Below are 21,819 nucleotides of genomic sequence, written 5' to 3'. Positions count from 1 at the left end.
TACCATTTTTTACCTCTTCATTCCAGAAACCACCGGTGCGATCCGCTCCGTCACCAGACCTCCCAAAAGACCAATGACTGCTCCAGTGATCACGCCAGCCACTAAAAGAACCGGCAGATACGAAAACACACTAGCTGTCCCGGTGATCCATGCCGCCATGGAAAGCTGGCCAATGTTGTGACACACACCGCCCAGGATGCTGACTCCGGTTTTATCGAACCAGTCCATCTTCTTTGCCAGTGCCATGGCTGCAAGGCTTAAAACTCCGCCAGACAGCGCATACAGCATACTTCCTGGATTACTGAACGTAAATCCGACCATAACAATACGGATCAGTCCTACTGCAATTGTTCCTGCCGCTCCCACCGTATAAATCCCTACGACATTAACCAGATTGGCCAGTCCCAGCTTCATGCCCGGAACCGGCACCGGAAGCGGTATCAGGGCTTCCACGTAACTGAATATAAAAGCCAGGGCGATCAGGATGCCGTATAAAGCCACTTTTTCTGCAGGATTGTGCCCCTTGGCACGCCCTTCCTTCTTACTGTTTTCCAAATTGACTTCTCCTTATATCTGTGCTATAGTTGCGACACCATTATATCATTATCTGTACTTTTCAGAAAGAGGTGTTTCCATGACAAAAAAGAAACGGGAACTGATTCTGGTCCTTTTCATTCTTGTGGTTGCCGCTGCAGGCTTTTTCATCAACCATACCCTGCATCAAAAGCCAGCCGCACAGCTGCAGATTACGGTAGACGGAAACGTCACACAAACGTTTGATCTGACCAAAGATACCGACACCATGATAGACGGAGTAAATGGCGGCACAAATCATTTGATCATCGAAAACGGAACTGCTTACTTCAGCGAAGCCTCCTGCCCGGATAAAGTCTGTGTCCACCAGGGACGTGTATCACAGAACGGAGAATTGATCGTCTGCCTGCCAAACCGCGTGATCGCAAAGGTTGTGGCGCCGGAGTAAAGAATATCGCACGATAACGAACGAGGGGCGAAAGTTCCCGCAGCCGCCATGCATGCGGCTGTGGAAACTTTCGCCCATTTGATACTTACTGTGCTAAATTGTTATTTAGAGATATGCCTTCAGTGCCTCAACCTTGTCGAGCTTCTCCCACGGAAGATCTACATCGGTGCGGCCAAAGTGACCGTATGCTGCGGTCTGCTTGTAGATCGGTCGGCGCAGGTCAAGCATCTTGATGATGCCAGCCGGTCTTAAGTCGAAGTTCTCACGGATCATCTCAACCAGCTTCTCGTTAGAAAGCTTTCCGGTTCCGAAGGTGTCTACCATGATAGAGGTCGGATGTGCTACACCGATCGCATAGGAGAGCTGGATCTCACACTTGTCAGCCAGTCCTGCTGCTACGATATTCTTTGCAACGTAACGTGCTGCATATGCTGCGGAACGGTCTACCTTGGTGCAGTCCTTACCGGAGAATGCGCCGCCGCCGTGACGAGCGTATCCACCGTAGGTGTCTACGATGATCTTACGTCCGGTCAGTCCGCTGTCTCCGTGCGGTCCACCGATTACGAAACGGCCGGTCGGGTTGATGAAGAATTTGGTTTCTGCATCTACCATCTCTGCCGGAAGAATCTCATCGAATACATACTTCTTGATATCTGCATGGATCTGCTCCTGTGTTACTTCCTCGTCGTGCTGGGTAGAAAGAACGACTGCATCCAGACGCTTCGGCTTACCGTTCTCATCGTACTCTACGGTAACCTGGGTTTTTCCATCCGGACGAAGGTAACGGAGGGTTCCGTCCTTGCGGACCTTGGTCAGCTGGTGGGCCAGCTTGTGAGCCAGTGCGATCGGATACGGCATGTACTCCTCAGTTTCGTTGGTTGCAAAACCAAACATCATACCCTGGTCACCTGCACCGATGGCATCCAGTGCATCATCATCCATGGTGTTCTCTTTTTTCTCCAGTGCGGTATCTACGCCAAGCGCGATATCCTTGGACTGCTCATCCAGTGCCACGATCACACCGCAGGTATCGCAGTCAAAGCCATATTTTGCACGGTCATAGCCGATCTCACGGACGGTCTCGCGCACGATCTTCTGAATGTCCACATAAGCATTGGTGGTGATCTCGCCCATAACCATAACCAGACCGGTGGTGGTGCAGGTCTCGCACGCTACACGGCTCATCGGGTCTTTTTCCATCAGCGCATCCAGGATCGCATCGGAGATTGCATCGCACATTTTGTCCGGATGTCCCTCAGTAACGGACTCGGAAGTAAACAGTAACTTTTCCATGAAAATCCTCCTTAGAATAATATAATATTGAAATAAAACAAAAAGAAAAGTCCGTAGCAACGCCGCGGACTTGATTTCTGATTGATCAAATCCTCTTATTGCTCGATTTCTCGCTCAGGTTGGCACCTTCCGCACGCTCCTGCCTGTGGCATTTCGTGAGGGGTTGCCGTGACTTCACAGATCCTTTGTATCTCCATCACTCTGAATAAGGGATTACGCACTTTTCAGTTGTCAGTTACACAGCCATGAGCATAGCTGCGTGTCATATCTTAGCAGATACCCTATAGGCTTGTCAAGGGGTTTCTCGTGATATTTGTATAAATGAGAAAAAAGGGACCGCGCAATGACGCGGTCCCCAATGATCTTTATTGATTCTTTAGCGGATTTTACCCTGTACCCATGCACCAGATGCGTCTACATAGTAGTTATCCGGGGTCCAGGTGTTGGTCAGCATGTTGCCGTTGGTCAGGTCGCAGTAATAATACTTGCCGTCTCCTGCCTGGATCCAGCCGGTACGCATATAGCCTACGCTGTCGAAGCAATACCACTGGTTATTGATCTGGAGCCAGCCATTAGTCGGGTAGGTGCCATTTGCGAAGCGGTACCACCAGCCTACGCTGTCCTTGATCCAGGATGCCTGCTGGCTGCTGGCCGGGGAATTGGCAGTGCTTCCTGAGCTGGAAGAGTTGGTTACGTTATTGTAATTACCGGCTTTGATGTTTGCCAGCATCTCGTCGTCTACATAGATGTAATCAGACTCGTACCAGTCACCTTTTTTGTTGTTGCTGTTGGTCGCACGTACCTTAAAGTAATATTCACCCTCTCTGGTAATGCTGGAAGCGAAGTTGTAATATTCGTTGCTTGTGGTCACTGCACTTCCTACAGAGCTGCTGCCACGGTACAGACGCACTTGATAGCTTACTGCGCCTGAAGTAGTCTCCCAGGTTGCAATTGGGGAATTGTCGTTCTGCCAGGTTACATCGTCGATTTCCATGGTACCTTCCAAACTATCCAGCTTTACGGTAATGATCAGTGTGGAGCTGGAATCTTGTCTTCTGGAAGAAACGTAAGTTGCCTTGGAACCTTTTAAGGTAACCTTTGCCTTAGTCATGGAGTTGAAGTAGTAGTCACTATCTGCCTCCAGTGTGATCTCCACTCTCGGCACATCGCCGTCTACCCACTCTCCATCATCGTTTACAATGTCTACGTCGGTAACGTCGTAATTACTGCCATTTGCACTGGCTGTTACACTTCCGCCGCTGTCTCCCACGGTAATATCGGAATCGATGGTAATGCTGACACTGGTGATCTTGGTGCGGCTCTCTGCTGCAAATGCAGAACCCACTGCAAGAGCACTTAACAATGCCGCGCCGATAAAACCGGCAAGTCCCTTTTTCCATAACTTCATAATGCTTCCTCCTTTTACACACTCTTGATTTTTTGATCCGTATACCCTTGGTTTGCTTTTTGATTACTTATAGGATACCGGAAAAACGTGTACAGATTGTGTCCAGAACATGACAAATTCTCTACAGAATTTAACGATTTGTTTACAATTCTTACCAAATCTGCGCATTTCTTATGTCTTGTCAGGGTCCTGATCCATTTACCGGCAAGCCGCCGGTATGCCATATAACACAACAGGCTGTCCGTTCATCCTATCCTGATAAAACAGACAGCCTGTATTTGGTCAGCCAATCTTTAAGCGGAATTTCTGTGCCTCCTTCTCGGAGTCTACCATTTCGATGGCAGCACCAAGAGCCTGGAGCTTTTCCTCAAATTTTTCATAGCCACGCTGGATATAGCCAATCTCGTCTACCACGGTGTAGCCCTCTGCCGATAATCCGGCAAGCACCAGTGCTGCACCTGCTCGCAGATCCGGAGACTCCACGCGGGCCCCGGTAAAGCCTCTCACACCGTCGATCACGGCTACATTGCCTTCTACCTTAATGCTTCCACCCATGCGGGCCAGTTCATCCACATATTTGAACCGATTCTCAAAAATGCTCTCGGTAATCATGCTGGTGCCCTCTGCTAAGGCAAGCGTTACCGCCATCTGCGGCTGCATGTCGGTCGGGAAGCCAGGGTATGGCAGAGTCTTGATGTTGGTGGAGTGCTGCTTCGGTCTGCCTACACACGGACCTCGTCATCGCCCTCGATCACCTCACAGCCGATTTCAATGAGCTTTGCGGAAATAGCCTCCAGATGCTTCGGAATGACATTTTTTACGGTGATATCGCCCCGGGTGACCGCTGCTGCACACATGAATGTACCTGCCTCGATCTGGTCCGGAATGATGGAATAATCGGTTCCATGCAGAGTCCTGACACCGCGAATGCGGATCACATCGGTTCCTGCACCCTTGATGTTTGCACCCATGCTGTTTAAGAAGTTTGCCACATCTACAACATGCGGCTCTTTTGCTGCATTCTCAATAATGGTCATGCCCTCTGCCATGGCTGCTGCCATCATAATGTTGATGGTTGCACCTACAGAAACCATGTCCAGGTAAATATGGGCACCCACCAGATCGATCGCGTGGGCATGAACTGCTCCGCACTCGATCTCAATCTTCGCGCCCAGAGCCCGGAAGCCCTTTAAGTGCTGGTCAATCGGTCTGCTGCCGATGTCACAGCCGCCAGGAAGCGGAACCTGCGCACTCTTATATTTGCCCAGCAGTGCACCTATAAAATAATAGGATGCACGGATGCGGCGGATATATTCGTCATCGACCGACACCTCGCGGATGGTTGATCCGTTGATTTTTACCGTGTGACGGTCAATCCGGTCCACCCGGGCACCGATCTCCTGGATTGCCTCCAGAAGAACATTGATATCCCGCACATCCGGAAGATTTTCAATGATCACGTCTTCATCTGTCATAATGGAAGCCGCCAGAATGCCAAGCGCTGCATTCTTCGCTCCGCTTATCACAACATCTCCGACCAGCGGACTGCCGCCTTTCATAATATACTGATTCATTACACACCTCTATAATCAAAAGTAAACCTTTACGATTCTATTAAATCTTTATGATTATACCACAGATTCCGATTTTGTAAAGTAGAACTCCGATAAGCCTGTGGTTTTTGTATACACTCATTGCTGTTCACAGGCAGGGATTTTCTGAACTGAAAATCCCCTATGAGATCCTATGGCAGATTTACCGCACAGATAAAGTCATTGCCGCGGACGCGGAAGAACTCGGTGCTGTCGTTGAGACCGGCCTTATAGGTTTCTCCCGTCTGCGGATCATACACGGTGACGTTATACTGGTCAAAGCCGCAAAGGACCAGATATTGTCCTTCCCCAGTATACGCTGCCACCGGGATTCCCTGGTCTATGAAGTAAAGCATCTGTGCCAGACTGCTTCCCCTTGCATTTAATACCGCAAGCTTTTCATTTTCATAAACCGTATTTCCCGTAAAATCATCCAGATAACGGGCCAGCGGTGCAAACACAGACTGTGGGTCGCGGATGTTTCTGATATTCCCGCGCTTTACGCGGTTCCACAGCACATTGCGGTCCTTATCCGTCACAAACCCCATCTGGTCGTAGGCCAGTGAAAGTGCCTCTGAAAAATCGGTCGTCACCTTTAAGAGATGGCCGCTTCCGTATGCATAAAATTCCATATCCGAAAGCTGGTAGTTGGACTTTAACTCCAGACGGTCGGACTGTTCGTAGCTCACCCGCTTCGGTGCCTGGATGCGGACACTCCGTCCATTCTTGATTTCCTCATCGAGCTGCACAAAATACACGCGCTCCTTCTCCGGTGATGCAAACCAGCCGATGCCGTCCATCTTTCCATTTCCCAACTCTGCATTGCAGACAATGGTGTCCTCCGGGCTGTCTGAATAGCTGTGTGCCCCGGTTTTCATGACACGCTTTAAATGGATCCGGCTCTCATCTACAGTAACCTCTGAAATGTAATAGCCGTTCTTCTCGTAGCTAGTCTCCTCCTGCATCTGGTCGTTGATGATGTGGACACTATACATAGGAAGATTCTCTGTACGGCCATTCACCAGCCAGCTGTCCTCTTCCCTGGCTGTGCCATATACCAGATCCCGCCCTACAAAGCCAAGGGCGCGGACATATTCCCCGTCCCCGGAACGGACATCGCGGTTTTCCCCGGATTCCAGATCCATCAGGTGCAGGACCTCGATCCGTAAAGGGATCCCTCCTGCCAGGCAATACGCTTTTTATCGCTGCTTACTGCAAAGGTTCCTTCTTCAAGGGAATCTGCCACAACCATATTTTCCCGGCTGTTCATATCGATTCCATACACTGCATGATCCACATACAGGTAAAGCATACCGCCGGAGGTCTGGCTGGCAAGCTGGTTCAGGTCTGCCGCAAGCTGCTCATAGGAGCCGGAATACGGAATGAAATAGCGTTCCTCCAGTGCATTATCCCCGGCTGAATAATGATACCCGGCAATTCCGTTTTCCCCTTCGTGGTTTCCGCGGTTCATGTAGCCATACACCAGAAAGTCCACGTCTCCGCTGTCCTCCACGGAAAGGATCTTTACGTCATGATGGTCGTAGTTACAGCGCACATCCGTGCTGTCATCGTCCCGGAAGGAAAAGATCTGCACCGCACGCCGTGCCCCGGGCTCATAGCTCCACAGATCCCGGTCTACACGGAAAACGCTGACCCTGCCTCCTGCGCTTTTTACTAATTCGATCCGGTCATCCCCTGTAATACCAAGCAGGATTCGCTTTCCGGAAAACTCGCTGCGGTCCCCGGCAAAGATCTGGTTTACTGTACGGTCATACTGCATCATGTAAATGCGCAGCTCATTCCACTTCATGGTGAAGTCTTCCTCAACCTCATAGGTTTCCGTGCCTTCCTCGTCCTGGCGCTTTGCCCGGTAGGAAAGCTGGATTCCACACATGACACCATCTAGCTCCTTTAAGCGGATCTCCACCGGCTCTTCCGGCTGCATTCCCAGTTTTCCCCAGGTCAGCTGGGAAAAGCTGGAGTGGATAGACGTATGCCCGAAGGTCGTGTTGTCCTCTGCCGGGCTGCTCTCCAGATAGGTTGTCAGGCTTCTTGCCTGCTCATAATCAAAGGTTTTCATGGAAAAGTCCGCCGCCAGATCTACCATGGCGCGGGCATGCTCCTGCGCATCGGTCCACAGGATCCGGGTATAATAATAGACCGGCCCTGCAGCTTCTGTATCGAGCTGGAGCTTTAGCTGGTACTCCCGTTCCTTTGTCAGAAGGTTCTGGATAGGAAGTATCGCAGTGATGCCGTTTTCCGTTTGCTGCCAGTCCGGCACCTCTGTTTTTTCCACCAGACGCGCCCGGTCCATGCTGCGTACCTCATAGCTGATCCCGGTAACCCCGGTCCCCTCAATGTTCAGCTCCAATGCCCGGTCCGGCGGAAGGATCGTCAGTGTCTCCCCCGCTGCTACAGAATTCATTTCCTGACGGTAACCATAAAGACGGTTCATGTCGCGGCCCAGCATCTGGACTGTAACGCTCGGAAGCGTTGCTGCTTCCATATCTATATATACGGCCTGCTCCTGGCCGCGGTTCCATCGGTTATTCGCGAAAAAAAAGACGCCCAGCGCCGCCGCGAATACACCGGATAAAATTGCAATTCGTTTTACGATGTGATTCATATAGTTCTGATTTCCTTATTATTATATTGTTCCAATTAATCTTTTTTATCGTTGCTTCCTTATTTTACCTTGTTTTCCTGTTCCCCACAAGAAAATGTTTTCTTAATTTTCGCTTGCTATAATGTCCCCCATCCTTTATAATAGATTTACACATTCCATCTATTCATAATAAAAAATTCTTGTTTTCTATATTTCCTGTTTTATCTATTTTATTTTTATTATGTTCCCATTTTACTTACAAACACAAGCCTGCTTATTTTTTATCTTATCTGGAGGTATTTTTATGATATACGAAGCATTTCTGGAAACAGTAACCAACAAACTTCAGGAGGCTTTAGGCGATGCTTACCAGTTCACGCTCCGCCCGCTTCCGAAAAATAACGGTGTTACCCTCGACGGACTGACCATCCAGAGCCCCGGCTCTCCAGTCGCACCCACCATTTATTTAAATCCCTACTACGAGCAGTACCAGCGCGGAACAGATATTCACGAGATCGTCCTCGACATCTTAAAGCTCTACCGCACCACCCCGTCTCCTACCTTTCTTCAGCCAGATTCCCTGGAAAACTTTTCTGAACTCCGCTCCCGGATCATGTTCCGGATCATTCATAGCGCGTCTAACCAGGTGCTCTTAAACGATCTGCCACACCTTCCCTATCTGGATCTTTCCATTGTATTTTTTGTTTTTCTGGAACGCAATGAGGCCGGCCAGATGACCGCCCTCATTCATAATGAACATATGAAACGCTGGAATGTATCCGTAAACGACCTGTGGAATGCAGCCAGCCGCAACACTCCGCGGGAATACCCGGCCCAGATCCAGAGCATGGCTGACCTGCTCAAGGAGATCGCACAGAAAAATATGGGAGAGCACTACGACCCGGAACTGATCCAGGATCTGCTGGACTCCGACGATGCTGCACCGCTTTATGTGCTCAGCAACAGCAATGGCCTTTACGGTGCAAGCTGCATGGTCTACCAGAACGTACTGAAGGACTTCGCAGATCACCTTCAGGCAGATCTGATCCTTCTGCCATCCAGTGTCCACGAAGTCCTTCTCACACCAAATCTGGAAGATTCTTCTTATGAAGACCTTAGCTCCATGGTTACTTCCATCAACCGCCAGGAAGTTTCCCCGGAAGAACAGCTTTCCAACCAGGTTTACCTGTTCAGCCGGAAGGATGGAAGCCTGAAGGTCGTTTCCAATGCACCGGAGCTGGTCGGAGCATCGGCACTGTCCTGATGCATTTCGCCTTTCCGGTATCTCTGTCTGACGCGTCCGGTGCATTCCCCTCCCGCCGGATGTTCCTGTCTGACGCATCGGCTCCGTCATTGAGATATTTTAGAAGATCCGGCTTCCGGCCTGGTAAATGATCACGGCAAAGCACCACGCCAGAACGATCTGGAACAATACCATCCAGATCGTAAATTTTAAGGATCTTGTCTCACGCCGGATGGTTCCCACTGCAGCCACGCACGGGGAATACAAAAGACAGAATACCAAAAGTGCGTAGCATTCGCCATACCAAACCCGGCAATTCCAAGCACCTTGGACAGCTCCGCCATTCCGGCGGCAGAGTTGATATTGCTGATGCCATACAATACGGAGAAGCTGGAAACCACCACCTCTTTTGCGGAAAGCCCGGAGATTAGCGCTACTGCGATCTGCCAGGTGCCAAGTCCTGCCGGTTTTAAGATCGGAACTAAGAGCCGGCCGATCGCTGCCGCAAAGCTCTGAGTTACATCGGTCTCGTAACCGTGAATGCCAAAATTCAACACAAACCAAAGTACAATGGATGCCACAAAGATCGTGGTTCCGGCCTTGGTCAGATAATCCTTTACCTTATCCCATACATAGATTGCCACGGTTCTGGCATTCGGAGTCTTGTACTCCGGAAGCTCGATCAGAAGCGTATCCTCATCCTTATTCTTCTCATGCTTATGAAGGATAAAGGCGATCGTGATCGCAACGATGAGACCGATCACATACAGGGAATACGCCGCTAACATCGCATGCTCCTTAAAAAACATCTCTGCAAACAGCACATAGATCGGAAGTCTTGCAGAACAGGACATAAACGGGGTAATCAGGATCGTGCGGCGGCGGTCACGCTCTGTCGCCAGCGCCCTGGTTGCCATGACTGCCGGAACGGTACAGCCAAAACCAAGAAGCATCGGAAGAAATGCCTTGCCGGACAATCCGACACGACCCATGATCTCATTCATGACATAGGCAACGCGTGCCATATATCCGCTGTCTTCCAGAAATGCCAGTGCCAGAAACAGGATGAAAATGTTCGGCAGGAAGGTCAGAATACCGCCCACACCGGCTACAATACCATCGACTACCAGAGAGATCAGCCAGTCTGAAGCATCTACATGCTGCATAGCCGCCAGAAGTGCTCCGGAAAACCATTCCAGTCCAATCTCAAAATAGCCCTTTAAGAAATCTCCCACAGTAAATGTTAAGAAGAACACCAGCGCCATAATTCCGAGAAAGATTGGAACACCAAACACCGGATGTGTCAGCCACGAATCGATGCGGTCTGTCGATGCCGATTTTTCGTCCCGGCCCACCATACATTCTTCCATGACCTCTTCGATATAGTTATACTTCTCGTTGATGATATCTTTTTCGTAGTTTTTCCCTGCGATATGGCTGATATCCACCGGATGGTCTTTCATGACCTCCGGGTCCTGCTCCAGAAGCTTTACGGCATGCCAGCGCATGTTTTCCATATCGCCGTATTTTGCCCGGAGGATTGTTTCAATCTGCGTGATTTTTTCTTCAATCTCCTGATCGTAATGCACTACGATGCCCTGCGGTCCCTCTTCGTAATGGTGGACCACTGCGTGCATCAGAACATCCAGTCCGGTGCGCTTTCTTGCAGAAACCGGGACAACCGGGATTCCGCCCAGCATCTCCGGAAGGCGGTGCAGGTCGATCTCCATGCCGCGTTCTTCCACGATATCCATCATGTTCAGTGCCAGAATAACCGGCTTTTTCAGTTCCAGAAGCTGTAAGGTTAAGTAGAGGTTTCGCTCCAGGGAAGACGCATCCACCACGTTGATGATGACGTCAACCTCACCCTCCTCGATGCAGCGTCTGGTTACAATTTCCTCGATCGTGTAAGAAGTCAGGCTGTAAATGCCCGGAAGGTCAATGACCTTGATCGGTCTTCCCTTATAATTGGTGCGGCCCTCCACACGCTCTACCGTAACACCGGGCCAGTTTGCCACCTTCAGATTTGCGCCGGTAAACGCATTAAAGAGCGTCGTTTTTCCGCAGTTCGGGTTTCCGACGAAACCAACACGGATTTCGCGGTTGTCTGTTTTTTTACCAGATTGGTTCGCGCTTTTCTCCGTTGGATTTTCCGGCTGTCCTGCCTTATCTTTGTTCTGCTGCATCTCAGTCATGGCTTCGCACCTCCATTTCTGAAATCTCGATTCCGTCACTGATGCGCTTACCCACAGCCAGCCTTGTACCGCGCACCTTAAAGATCACGGAACCGCTTCCTTTCTTGTTTAAAAGAGTCACCGGTGTCATGCTGTTGACTCCGAGTGCCTCCAGACGTCTGGTAATCGTCTCATTCACAGCCACACTGTCTACACGGTAGGTGCGGCCAATGATTCCTTCACTCAATTTCATAGAAAACAACTCCTTATAGTTAGCAATTAGTAACCAGTACATAAAAATATACCCTTATTGATAAATTTTGTCAATAAGGGTATATTTTTAAGACTCCAGTTCCAGCAGCGCCTGTTTCACTTCCAGCATCCGGTCACGCAGCACAGCTGCCTCCTCGAAGTTTAGCTCTGCAGCGGCCTGATGCATCTTCTTCTGGATTTCTTTTACCAGCTTGTTCAGTTCCTTGGCACTCATGGACTCCAGATCCTTTTCATCTGCCGAAGCATCCTTCTCCGCTGCCTTGGAGATTGCAATCAGGTCCCGCACCGCTTTCTTGATGGTGGTCGGAGTTATGCCATGTTCCTCGTTGTACGCCTGCTGGATCTGGCGGCGGCGGTTCGTCTCCTCGATTGCCACCCGCATGGAATCCGTGACCGTATCCGCATACATAATGACATGCCCCTCAGAGTTCCGGGCCGCACGGCCAATCGTCTGAATGAGCGATGTTTCCGAGCGCAGGAAGCCTTCTTTATCTGCATCGAGGATTGCGACCAGGGTGATCTCTGGAATATCCAGACCCTCTCGCAGCAGGTTGATGCCGACCAGCACGTCAAACACATCCAGACGCATATCGCGGATGATCTCCGCACGTTCCAGCGTGTCGATGTCAGAATGCAGGTACTTGACCCGGATTCCGATTTCTTTCATATAATCGGTTAAGTCCTCTGCCATGCGCTTGGTCAGTGTGGTGATCAGGACCTTGTGATGCGCTGCCACCTCTTTGTTGACCTCGCCCACCAGATCATCGATCTGCCCTTCTACCGGGCGCACAGAGATTTCCGGATCCAAAAGGCCGGTCGGGCGGATGATCTGCTCTGCCCTAAGGAGCTCATGCTCTGCCTCGTAAGGGCCCGGTGTTGCGGAGACAAACATCATCTGGTCGATCTTGCTCTCAAACTCTGTAAAATTTAACGGACGGTTGTCGAGCGCCGACGGCAGACGGAAACCATAATCCACCAACGTGGTTTTTCGCGAACGGTCCCCTGCATACATACCGCGCACCTGCGGCAGCGTGATGTGAGACTCATCCACAATGATGAGAAAATCATCCGGGAAATAATCGATCAGCGTCCACGGCGGCTCCCCCGGTTTTCCAAACGTCAGGTGCCGGGAATAGTTCTCAATGCCGGAACAAAAACCGGTCTCCCGCATCATCTCCACATCGAAATTAGTGCGCTCCGAGATACGCTGTGCTTCCAGCAGTTTATCCTCACTCTTAAAGAAAGCCACACGCTCTTTCAGTTCTTCCAGAATATTTTCCGTGGCAAGCTGCATCTTCTCTTTCGGCACAACATAATGGGATGCCGGGAAGATGGCAATATGGTTTAACTGCAGCTTTGCCTCTCCGGTCAGCGTGTCGATCTCCACGATCCGGTCGATCTCGTCCCCGAAAAATTCAACCCGGTATGCCGCACTGTCGGAATACGCCGGAAAGATTTCCAGTACATCGCCCCGCACGCGGAACGTACCGCGGTGGAAATCCATGTCGTTGCGGGTGTACTGAATATCGATCAGCTTGCGGATCACCTCATCCCGGTCTTTTTCCATGCCCGGCCGCAGCGAGATCACCATTTCCTGGTAATCGATCGGGGAACCAAGACCATAGATGCAGGAAACCGATGCCACAATAATAACATCCTTCCGCTCGGAAAGTGCCGCTGTCGCGGAATGCCGCAGTTTATCGATCTCGTCGTTGATGGCAGAATCCTTCTCAATATAAGTATCCGTAGAAGGAACGTAGGCCTCCGGCTGGTAATAATCGTAATAGGATACGAAATATTCTACAGCATTCTCCGGGAAAAATTCCTTCATTTCCCCGTAAAGCTGCGCAGCCAGCGTCTTGTTATGGGCAATGATGAGCGTTGGCTTGTTCAATGCCTGAATGACATTCGCCATGGTAAAGGTCTTACCGGAGCCTGTCACACCCAGCAATGTCTCGAACTGATTGCCCTCCCGAAACCCTTTTACAAGCTCAGCAATAGCCTGCGGCTGGTCGCCGGTGGCTGATACTCGGAATATAACTGAAAATGATCCATAATTCCTCCAAAATGTGAATCGTAACTATTTAACTTTGCTTACCATCAATTTTTACGGTGACACTCACACATACATCACAATGGGTTTGCTTTTCTACATTAGAAATATAACACTTATCCAGGCGTTTTTCGTCCATAAAACGCCCAAAAGCCTGGGTATAATATCTTGGAACATACCCCAATACTCTCTGCTCTTGATCCATTACACAGATTGCAGTTTTGTCGTAGATATTTTCCGATTCTTTTTTAAAAAAACTTCTTCATCGTGGTGCAAGGGCACTGACTTTTCACAATTTTCTCCCCCGCATCCAAGATAATGCCTTCTTGACGTTGGGCACTTCCAAATTAAATACAAATAATCTTTACCATTTTTCAGTGACATATCACTCCTGCTTTCCGAAATAAACTAATTTCATCATTTCTGTTTTACTGAGTAAAAATTTTAAGATCAAAGAAAGAAGAACTGTTATCGTAAAGCGGAGACCACGTCATTTTCCCATTTTCTTCAACAATGGCCCAATTATTCTGATGCCTGTCTGTATTTCCGATCAGATAATCGAAAATAACCATATCCAAAAAAATCTTCGACTGGTACAAACTTTCGTATAGACTGTAGTACCATTTCTATGGAATATTTGTTTCCAGACACCCGGTCCATAAATTTTTCCGGATCATATTCTGGATATAGCGACGTAATAAAATGAATTCCTTCTAACAAAATCTGAGAATCCCGTTGTATGATATTATAGCTCATAGAGCCTTCACGCCCATGATAAACGCCTAACTCAAACTTTGCACATGGTAACCCGAGTAATTGTGCTATTTGCGATGCTAAGCATTCTGATACATGATCTGTTGTTTCAACGCTTCTATAAATATTACTATAGCATATGTCTCATAAAAAGTACAGTATTTTCGAACATAAGTTCTGTTTTGTTTCAGTTTTGTTAGAACACAATCTGCACCAGCACCATATAGCACACAGATCATCGCCGGAATCAAAAACTGGTCCGGGCCAAAGACGACCAGACAGCCCACACTGGCAATCAGGCCTGCCCAGGCACTGATGTGGTGCTTGTCTTTTAACCACTGTTCTAAAAAGATAACGGCAAACATGGCTGTCATGACAAAGTCCAGTCCTTCCGTCTCAAAACGGATCAGGTTTCATAAATTAAAACCTTTCATTTTGTAAAAATTATATCTTAATCAGCATAGCATAACTGGTAAATTATTGCAATTGCGCAAGAAATACAATATGTTTTCCTTTTTTCTTAATAATTTGATAAGAACTTTTATATTTTTTTATTTTTCGAACACAATTTGGACACATTTTCCCGCTATAGTATATTCTTGTCCTAAGGGACAGAGGAGGAAAAAATTATGATGAAGAAAGTATTTAACAAATCCATGATCGCTGTTGTAGCTGCTGCTGTGGTAGCTATGGGAATCACCGCTTGCGGCGGCACCAAAGAGGAGACCACTGCTGCAGAGACTACTGTAGAAGAGACCACTGTAGAGGAGACTACTGCAGAGGAGTCCACCGAGGCTGAGGAGTCTTCTGAGGAAGAGGCTTCTGAGGAGGAGTCTGTTGAGGCTGAGGATGCTTCTGAGGAGGAATCTGAAGAGTCTTCCGAGGAGGAGACTTCTGAGGAAGCAGCTGAGGAGACCACTGCTGCGAACTAATAAATTTATTTCACTTTAATAGGGCCGTGTGAGTTGCCTTTCGGCAACTCACACGGCCCTTGTCGATACTTAAATTGTTCTATTATCCCCAGACTTCCTCTGCGATTTCCTTCACCAGCGCAAGCTTTGCCCACTGTTCTTCTTCGGTCAGCTTATTGCCAATCTCGCAGGATGCGAAGCCGCACTGCGGGCTTAAGCACAGATGGTCTAACGGAACATACTTCGCTGCTTCGTGGATTCTTGCGATCACGGCTGCTTTGTCCTCCAGCTTCGGGTATTTAGTCGTAATGAGTCCCAGAACCACCTTCTTGTTCTCAGATTCGTGGGACAGACACTCGAATCCGCCGGAACGTGCATCGTCAAATTCCAGATACAGGGCATTGACCTGTTCCTTTCCAAATACCAGTTCTGCGACCTTATCGTATGCGCCGGTGCAGGCCCAGGTAGAATGAAAGTTTCCACGGCAGATGTGAGTGTTGATCACCAGGTCTTCCGGTTTTCCTTCGATCACAAGGTTATTGATCTCTAAGAATTCTTTCTGCAGCTTTTCCAGTCCTGCATCATCAGTACCAAAGAACATTCTCGCCTCGGATCTACAAAACAGCCCCAGGTACAGTCATCGAGCTGGATATTTCTGCAGCCTGCTGCATACAGGTCTGCGATCACTTTTTTGTAACCAGCTACCAGATCCGCGATCAGTTCCTCATCGTTTGGATAGATCTTTCTGGTATCCTCGATGTTCATCGGCATGACCAGCTGCTCTAAAAACTGCGCCGGTGCCGGAATCGTCTGCTTTGCCACAGTATTCTCATCTTCCAGCGCTTTCACGAATTTGAAATGCTCCACAAACGGATGATGTCCCACAGAGATTTTTCCTGTCAGGAACGTATCGTCGATCTTGGCTGCCTCATCGTGGAATGGAAGTCCATTCTCGGTCGCGCTGTGCCCCACGCCGTTGAAGCCCCACATGAAATCCAGATGCCAGGTAGCACGGCGGAATTCTCCATCTGTGATCACATGGTATCCGGCTTTTTTCTGCTTCTCTACCAGATCCGTGATCGCGGTATCTTCTACTTTTTTCAGTTCCTCTGCGGTGATCGTACCTGCCTCAAAATCAGCGCGTGCCTTCTTTAAATAATCTGGTCTTAAAAAACTTCCTACATAGTCATAACGAAACGGGGTATATTTGCTCATGGTCGGTGTTCTCCTTATCTGTTCATGGCACTTATCATACCCGTATTTTCCGTTTCTGTAAAATATTGAAAAAAAGCGGTTTGCCATAGTTTTAGTCTATAGCAAACCGTTTTAACGCTTCGATATAATGTGCTGCAAACTTCCCGGGCACAACCTGTTTGTGGGTGATATACCCGATTTCCATATAATCTTCCGCTTCCAGAGGAACCGCAACAATATCCTTTCCATTCAGTGTTTCATTGATCACACCGCTGCAGATGGTATAACCATTCAGCCCGATCAGCAGGTTAAACAGTGTCGCACGGTCGCACACCCGGATATCTTTTTTGCTCTCCAGCGTGCTCAAGATTTCCTCCGAAAAATAGAACGCATTGTGGTCTCCCTGCTCATACGACAACCGCGGATAATCCTCCAGATCCTGCAGTGTCACTGATTTTTGTTCCGCCAGCGGATTTTTCGCCCCGACAAAGACATGGGGCTTTGCGAGAAAGAGTCGTTCAAACTTAAGGTTATGTTCCTTAAAGGTCTTTCGCAAAACCGTTTCATTGAACTGGTTCAGATAAAGAACCCCGACCTCGCTTTTCAGCTTCGCGACATCTTCGATGATCTCGTAGGTCTGCGTTTCCCGGATACGAAAGTCGTAGCTTTCCCCGCCATACGTCTTTAACAGTTCCACAAACGCCTCCACCGCAAAGGAATAATGCTGGGTGGATACACAGAACTGGTGGCGCACCGGCGCTGCGCCCGCATAGCGCTCCTCCATGAGTCTGGTCTGGGTGATCACCTGTCTTGCATAACCAAGAAATTCCTCCCCCTCCGTGGTCAGAAGAATGCCCTTGTTAGTCCGCTGGAAAATGGTAATACCAAATTCGTGCTCCAGTTCCCGGATTGCCGCAGTCAGGCTCGGCTGGGAAATGTAGAGCCGCTCCGCAGCTTTGCTGATGCTCCCCGCCTCAGCGGTCTCCACGATGTATTTTAATTGTGTCAGTGTCATAGGTTTGTCCTTTTTCTGATTGCGCTTTCTTTCATCATATCAATCTGTTCCGATCAGCACCCGCTTACCCTCAAACGCGAATCCATAACAGCGAATCCGGTCTTCCGATACACCGTGGGCAATCAGTTCCCGGTCATACTGTTTCTCCTGAATCTGCTTCAATGCCGCCTGAACCGTATCCCCAAGAGAAGTTTCCTCTTCCACCTCACGAACCTTAAACTCCAGAATGATGCCATCAAATTCCGGTTTTTGTGGAATCAGCATCACATCATAACGCCCCAGTCCGCTCTCCCGGTTGGACCGGATCAGATAAGCATCCCGCAGCTCCACCAGAAGCCCAAGCACAAAGCCATGATAAAAGCGCTCCGGCTGTGTCCGCTCAGACGGATGATTTCCTGTGTCAAAGCTGCTGAAAGTAGTCAGAGCCACATCATTCATATAGGCGTTCATTTCTTTTATATTTCCCTTTAAAAGAGCCTCGATGAACGCATTATAATTGGTTCCGGACTTTTCAAACCATCCGGAAAACATATCAGAAAACATCCCCAGCGTTTCCAGATTTGTGATCATCAGATGATACCACGGTTTTCTCCAGGCTCCGCGATATTCGACCTGCTCCACCCGTAAATACCCGCTGGCCACAAGCAGACTCCAGATTGCGTTCTGCACATGATCCAGCTGGTCAAATACGATCTGCTCATCAAAGGTTACCACAATTTTTCCTCCCTGAAGCAGATCCTCCATGCCTTCCTTTATTTCCGCAGATGCCGTCCGGATCAGCTTGTTGATCAGCGTATTTCCACTGGTTGCTGCCCAGTAGGCCATGAATGTTTTCTCCCGCAGGAAATTCGTGATGGACCACGGATTATAGACATCCCGCTTTGATCCAAACGTGAAGCCATCATACCAGCGCTTCACTTCTTCTTTTTGCTCTATTAGACCAAACTGTTCCAGAGATGCAAATACCTCTGCTTCCGTAAAGCCAAAACAGTCTGCATACCGCTTCGAGGTGGTTGTGATTGCACTGAGGTTATTCAGATCCGAAAAGACAGATTCCTTCGAAACACGGGTAATTCCCGTCATCATTCCACGTTCCAGATACGGGTTTGTTTTGAATGTCGCATTGAACAGACTCCGGATAAAGGAAGTAAATTCGTTCCAGTACCCATGCACATATGCCTCCTGCATGGGGGTATCGTATTCATCCAATAATATGAGCACACGCTTTTCCCAGAAATGGTGCAGGTAATAAGACAGATTTTTCAGGGCATCCTGAGCTGTTACATCATCCATTTCACAGTTCATTACTTTTATAAACTGCTGTTTTTCTGTGTCCGCAAAGCACGCTGTATCCAGAAGATAACGGTGCTGACGATAAGTATCGCCAATAATATGCCGGATTTTCTGAACTGTGTCCGTATAACAATTCTGCTTTACATCCGCAAAACTTAAAAATATAACCGGGTAAGTTCCCTGAAGCTTCTGATATTTCTCCTCATTCCATATCTCAAGACCGCTAAAAAGATCAAAGCGGTCTGCATACCGTTTTGAAAAGAAACAATCCAGCATACTCATATTCAGCGTTTTTCCAAACCGCCTAGGGCGGGTAATCAGCGTAACCGAATCTCCTGACTCCCACCACTGTGAAATCAGTTTTGTTTTATCAATATAGAAATAATTGCCTTCCCGCAGGGACACGAAATCCTGCTTTCCGATTCCGATCGTACATGGCATCTGCTCCACCCCGTTTCTGTTTCAAATTTATCTATTATCTTATCATATCCGGGAATCGAAATCCATATGGATATCCAGTTTCAGGATATCATCCAACAGCACACATTCTCCTTCCTGTGTCCCATTCTGCAAAATGATTCCCCGCCTGTCATGATCGATTTTTTTAACTGCAGCAGTGAACGTGCGGTAAGCACCTCCTGCTTTGTATTCATCTGGAATAAAGCAGGTGACAGTGACCCTTGGAGCTGCCTGATTTTTCCCGTTTTCTAAGTTCTGCAGCTGCGCTTCCAGCTCCCGCAGCTGCTCATCCAGTGCTGCTTTCTCATACTCATCCAACTCGCGCCTTTGCTCGGTCTGCCGTTCAGTCTCCTTCACTGCATCACCATAACCTGTCAACGCTGCAAATGGGGAAAACTGGGCAGCACGGTCCTTAAGGTCCATCGGCGGGTGATTGCGCGACACCGGACGTTTGAGATACAGCATATTTTCATATTTCGAGAAATCAGTTTCTCGTTCCATATCGGTTCTCTCCCTTTGCCAATTTCTGACACATAAATGCTTTCATTCCTGTCTTCCAGAAACATGCTCTTATGCCTTGTGCCCTCCGATCTGGTCATTGCGCTCTTTTGCCGTCGCACCTTCACACAGATTCATGCCCTTTAAGATCGCATTTTTTCCGAATTTTTTCTTGATATCCAGCATCGCATGCTGCAGGCGTTTTTCGCGTTCCAGCTCCTGCTGTTCTTTTTGGCGTTTCTGTTCCAAGGCATCATAATCGGTAAAAAGATCAAGCTGTTCGGCCACCGGTTCCCGTTTCACTTCAGTCTCCGACATGACATGATTTGCAGTCAGATACACCCGCCGGATCAAAAGCTTTTCATCGATAATGCGGTCATACAATGCCAAAACTGCATCCAGGATCTGCCGGGTTGAGGAAGTAAAACACCCCAGATTTTCCGTTCCGTGAGCATGCTTTGGAATATTTCTGCCGTACCGGTCCTTCGTAACCTCGCCACGGTAGGAACCGCTGCGTTTCGGATCCGTCAGATTCTCAATATCGTAGCCTACTGTTAAGACCATCTGGTCTGTCACAAGCCCCTGGTCTACCAGCTGTAATGAAAGTTGGTCTGCCATTTCTTTGACCACGAGCCGCGTCTTCTGTGCCGTATACGGACAATGCAGCACCTGCCCGGAACCAACACTATTGTTTTCCGGCTTATAAGCCTTGATATGTTCCATGCGGCATGGCTCATAGCCCCAGGCATGATCGATCAGAAGCTCTGCATTGATGCCAAACAAACGGTACAGCAGTTCTTCATTGTGATAATCTCCTGGCTTTCCAATGGAGCAGCGCGCGACATCGCCCATCGTCAGCATACCATGTTCCTTCAGCTTTGCCGCATAACCGCGGCCAACCCTCCAGAAATCGGTGATGGCTGATGCGTCCAGAGTTTGCGCCGGTAGCTGATCTCGTCCAGCATGGCGATCCTGGCTCCATCCTCATCTGCCGGAATATGCTTCGCTTCGATATCCATGGCGATTTTGGCAAGATACAGATTCGTACCAATCCCTGCTGTAGCAGTAATCCCGGATTTTGCAAAAATCTCCTTCATAATCTTTTTCGCATACTCCCGCGCCGTACAGCCTGCTGCCTGCAGATAATTCGTCAGGTCGATAAACACCTCATCGATTGAATAGACATGAATATCCTCCGGCGCCGCATATTTTAAGTAGATTTCGTAAATTTTCGTACTCATTTCCATATATCGGGCCATACGCGGCGGCGCGATCAGATAGTCGATCTGATACTCCGGATGTTTTGCCAGTTCATCTGCCTGTGCAGAAGCCCACGTAAATCTGCCGCCTGGAGCAAGGCTTCTCCGCTTCGCATTGGCACGGCGCACCTGCTCGATCACCTCAAACAGCCTTGCTCTCCCCGGGATCCCGTATGCTTTCAAGGATGGGGAAACCGCCAGGCAGATGGTCTTCTCCGTGCGGGACGGATCCGCTACCACCAGGTTGGTCGTCAACGGATTTAAGCCGCGGTCCACACACTCCACAGATGCGTAGAACGATTTCAGGTCCATACATAGATACATGATTACTCCTTCGCCACTGCCCCGATCGGGCAGATATCATAGCAGATTCCGCAGCCATCACAAAAACGCAGATCGATCCGGTAATGCCCCTGGCGCGGAACCAGCGCGTGAAGCGGACACTTCTGGGCGCAGCGTCCACAGCGGGTACAGTTGTCTAAAATGTAGTATACCGGTTTATCAGCCGGAACATTCCCTTCGTTTGTCATGATTTCCTCCAAATATCTATTCTCTCTGATTATCAGTTTTTCTTGTATCAGTTCTTTTCCATTTTTATCATACCACAAAAAGGGGCTGTCGCACTAGCAAATATTTTTTGCTGGGCGGCAGCCCTGCTTTATGCCCAAATGGGGGCGAAATCGGTTGTGATTTCGCCCCCATCCCTTATAAACACAGTTCATTCCCAGACATCCCTTTCGGCATGCCTGATTTCAAACTGTTTTGTTTTCAACCATTAAAATCTATGCTGTCTTTAATGAAAAAAGATGACTCC

14 protein-coding genes, 5 pseudogenes and 1 riboswitch are annotated in these 21,819 nt (G+C 48.8%); of the genes and pseudogenes, 3 read left to right on the top strand and 16 right to left on the bottom strand.

What is annotated here, in order from left to right; all coding sequences use genetic code 11:
- Positions 1-9: 9 nt before the first annotated feature.
- Complete coding sequence (locus DXA97_RS14625) at positions 10-555, bottom strand: Gx transporter family protein (RefSeq protein WP_118720918.1); 546 nt, start codon at positions 553-555, stop codon at positions 10-12.
- A 79-nt stretch (positions 556-634) separates the two neighbouring features.
- On the opposite strand from DXA97_RS14625, the gene DXA97_RS14620 reads away from it, so the two are divergent.
- Positions 635-982, top strand: coding sequence for a NusG domain II-containing protein (locus tag DXA97_RS14620; RefSeq protein WP_118720917.1), 348 nt, complete (start codon positions 635-637; stop codon positions 980-982).
- A gap of 105 nt (positions 983-1,087) precedes the next feature.
- On the opposite strand, the gene metK is transcribed toward DXA97_RS14620, so the two are convergent.
- The 5 genes and pseudogenes from metK to DXA97_RS14595 all read right to left on the bottom strand — a co-directional run bounded on the left by metK (position 1,088) and on the right by DXA97_RS14595 (position 7,901).
- Positions 1,088-2,275 (bottom strand): methionine adenosyltransferase, encoded by a 1,188-nt coding sequence (metK, locus tag DXA97_RS14615; RefSeq protein ID WP_118720916.1) that lies wholly within the window; start codon positions 2,273-2,275, stop codon positions 1,088-1,090.
- Positions 2,276-2,367: 92 nt separating this feature from the next.
- A riboswitch (SAM riboswitch) is annotated at positions 2,368-2,487 on the bottom strand.
- 164 nt (positions 2,488-2,651) lie between these two features.
- On the bottom strand, positions 2,652-3,683 hold the full coding sequence (locus tag DXA97_RS14610) for a hypothetical protein (protein ID WP_118720915.1): 1,032 nt from the start codon (positions 3,681-3,683) through the stop codon (positions 2,652-2,654).
- Positions 3,684-3,965: 282 nt separating this feature from the next.
- Positions 3,966-5,257: pseudogene (locus DXA97_RS14605) on the bottom strand (UDP-N-acetylglucosamine 1-carboxyvinyltransferase).
- Positions 5,258-5,427: 170 nt separating this feature from the next.
- Positions 5,428-6,420, bottom strand: coding sequence for a hypothetical protein (locus tag DXA97_RS14600; protein ID WP_118720914.1), 993 nt, complete (start codon positions 6,418-6,420; stop codon positions 5,428-5,430).
- Positions 6,420-7,901: a hypothetical protein gene (locus tag DXA97_RS14595; RefSeq protein WP_118720913.1), complete on the bottom strand. Its 1,482-nt coding sequence runs from the start codon at positions 7,899-7,901 to the stop codon at positions 6,420-6,422. The genes DXA97_RS14600 and DXA97_RS14595 overlap by 1 nt, the downstream gene beginning before the upstream one ends.
- Positions 7,902-8,184: 283 nt before the next feature.
- Here DXA97_RS14595 and DXA97_RS14590 point away from each other — a divergent pair, with 283 nt between their 5' ends.
- Positions 8,185-9,144, top strand: coding sequence for a DUF5688 family protein (locus DXA97_RS14590; RefSeq protein WP_118720912.1), 960 nt, complete (start codon positions 8,185-8,187; stop codon positions 9,142-9,144).
- 99 nt (positions 9,145-9,243) lie between these two features.
- On the opposite strand, the pseudogene feoB reads toward DXA97_RS14590, so the two are convergent.
- From feoB to DXA97_RS14560, 4 genes and pseudogenes are all read right to left on the bottom strand, one after another.
- Positions 9,244-11,219, bottom strand: a pseudogene (gene feoB / locus DXA97_RS14585) (ferrous iron transport protein B).
- Positions 11,220-11,310: 91 nt separating this feature from the next.
- Positions 11,311-11,550 (bottom strand): FeoA domain-containing protein, encoded by a 240-nt coding sequence (locus DXA97_RS14580; RefSeq protein ID WP_118720911.1) that lies wholly within the window; start codon positions 11,548-11,550, stop codon positions 11,311-11,313.
- 87 nt (positions 11,551-11,637) lie between these two features.
- Positions 11,638-13,625: pseudogene (uvrB, locus tag DXA97_RS14575) on the bottom strand (excinuclease ABC subunit UvrB).
- 831 nt (positions 13,626-14,456) lie between these two features.
- Entirely contained in the window at positions 14,457-14,750 is a 294-nt protein-coding gene (locus tag DXA97_RS14560; protein WP_118720910.1) for a hypothetical protein, read from the bottom strand.
- 255 nt (positions 14,751-15,005) lie between these two features.
- Between DXA97_RS14560 and DXA97_RS14555 the strand changes: the two genes are divergently transcribed.
- Positions 15,006-15,308 carry a hypothetical protein gene (locus DXA97_RS14555; RefSeq protein ID WP_243107691.1) on the top strand — a complete coding sequence of 101 codons (303 nt, stop codon included), beginning with the start codon at positions 15,006-15,008 and terminating at the stop codon, positions 15,306-15,308.
- Positions 15,309-15,390: 82 nt separating this feature from the next.
- Here the strand turns inward: DXA97_RS14555 and DXA97_RS14550 are convergent.
- The 6 genes and pseudogenes from DXA97_RS14550 to DXA97_RS14525 all read right to left on the bottom strand — a co-directional run bounded on the left by DXA97_RS14550 (position 15,391) and on the right by DXA97_RS14525 (position 21,535).
- A pseudogene (locus DXA97_RS14550) lies at positions 15,391-16,502 on the bottom strand (5-methyltetrahydropteroyltriglutamate--homocysteine S-methyltransferase).
- A 91-nt stretch (positions 16,503-16,593) separates the two neighbouring features.
- A complete protein-coding gene (locus DXA97_RS14545; protein WP_118720909.1) occupies positions 16,594-17,496 on the bottom strand; it encodes a LysR family transcriptional regulator in 903 nt (300 codons plus the stop codon).
- 39 nt (positions 17,497-17,535) lie between these two features.
- The gene (locus DXA97_RS14540) at positions 17,536-19,230 is read right to left on the bottom strand and encodes an AAA family ATPase (RefSeq protein WP_118720942.1); all 1,695 of its coding nucleotides are present in this window, start codon (positions 19,228-19,230) and stop codon (positions 17,536-17,538) included.
- A gap of 42 nt (positions 19,231-19,272) precedes the next feature.
- The gene (locus tag DXA97_RS14535; protein WP_118720908.1) at positions 19,273-19,749 is read right to left on the bottom strand and encodes a hypothetical protein; all 477 of its coding nucleotides are present in this window, start codon (positions 19,747-19,749) and stop codon (positions 19,273-19,275) included.
- A 69-nt stretch (positions 19,750-19,818) separates the two neighbouring features.
- Positions 19,819-21,329: pseudogene (locus tag DXA97_RS14530) on the bottom strand (DNA methylase).
- A gap of 2 nt (positions 21,330-21,331) precedes the next feature.
- A complete protein-coding gene (locus tag DXA97_RS14525) occupies positions 21,332-21,535 on the bottom strand; it encodes a 4Fe-4S binding protein (RefSeq protein WP_118720907.1) in 204 nt (67 codons plus the stop codon).
- Between the last annotated feature and the right edge of the window lie 284 nt (positions 21,536-21,819).

The sequence above is a fragment of the Clostridium sp. OF09-36 genome (assembly GCF_003481985.1).
GTDB lineage: Bacteria > Bacillota > Clostridia > Lachnospirales > Lachnospiraceae > Brotaphodocola.
Note: the sequence above shows the minus strand (reverse complement) of the source record. Positions and strands in the feature narration are given on the sequence as shown.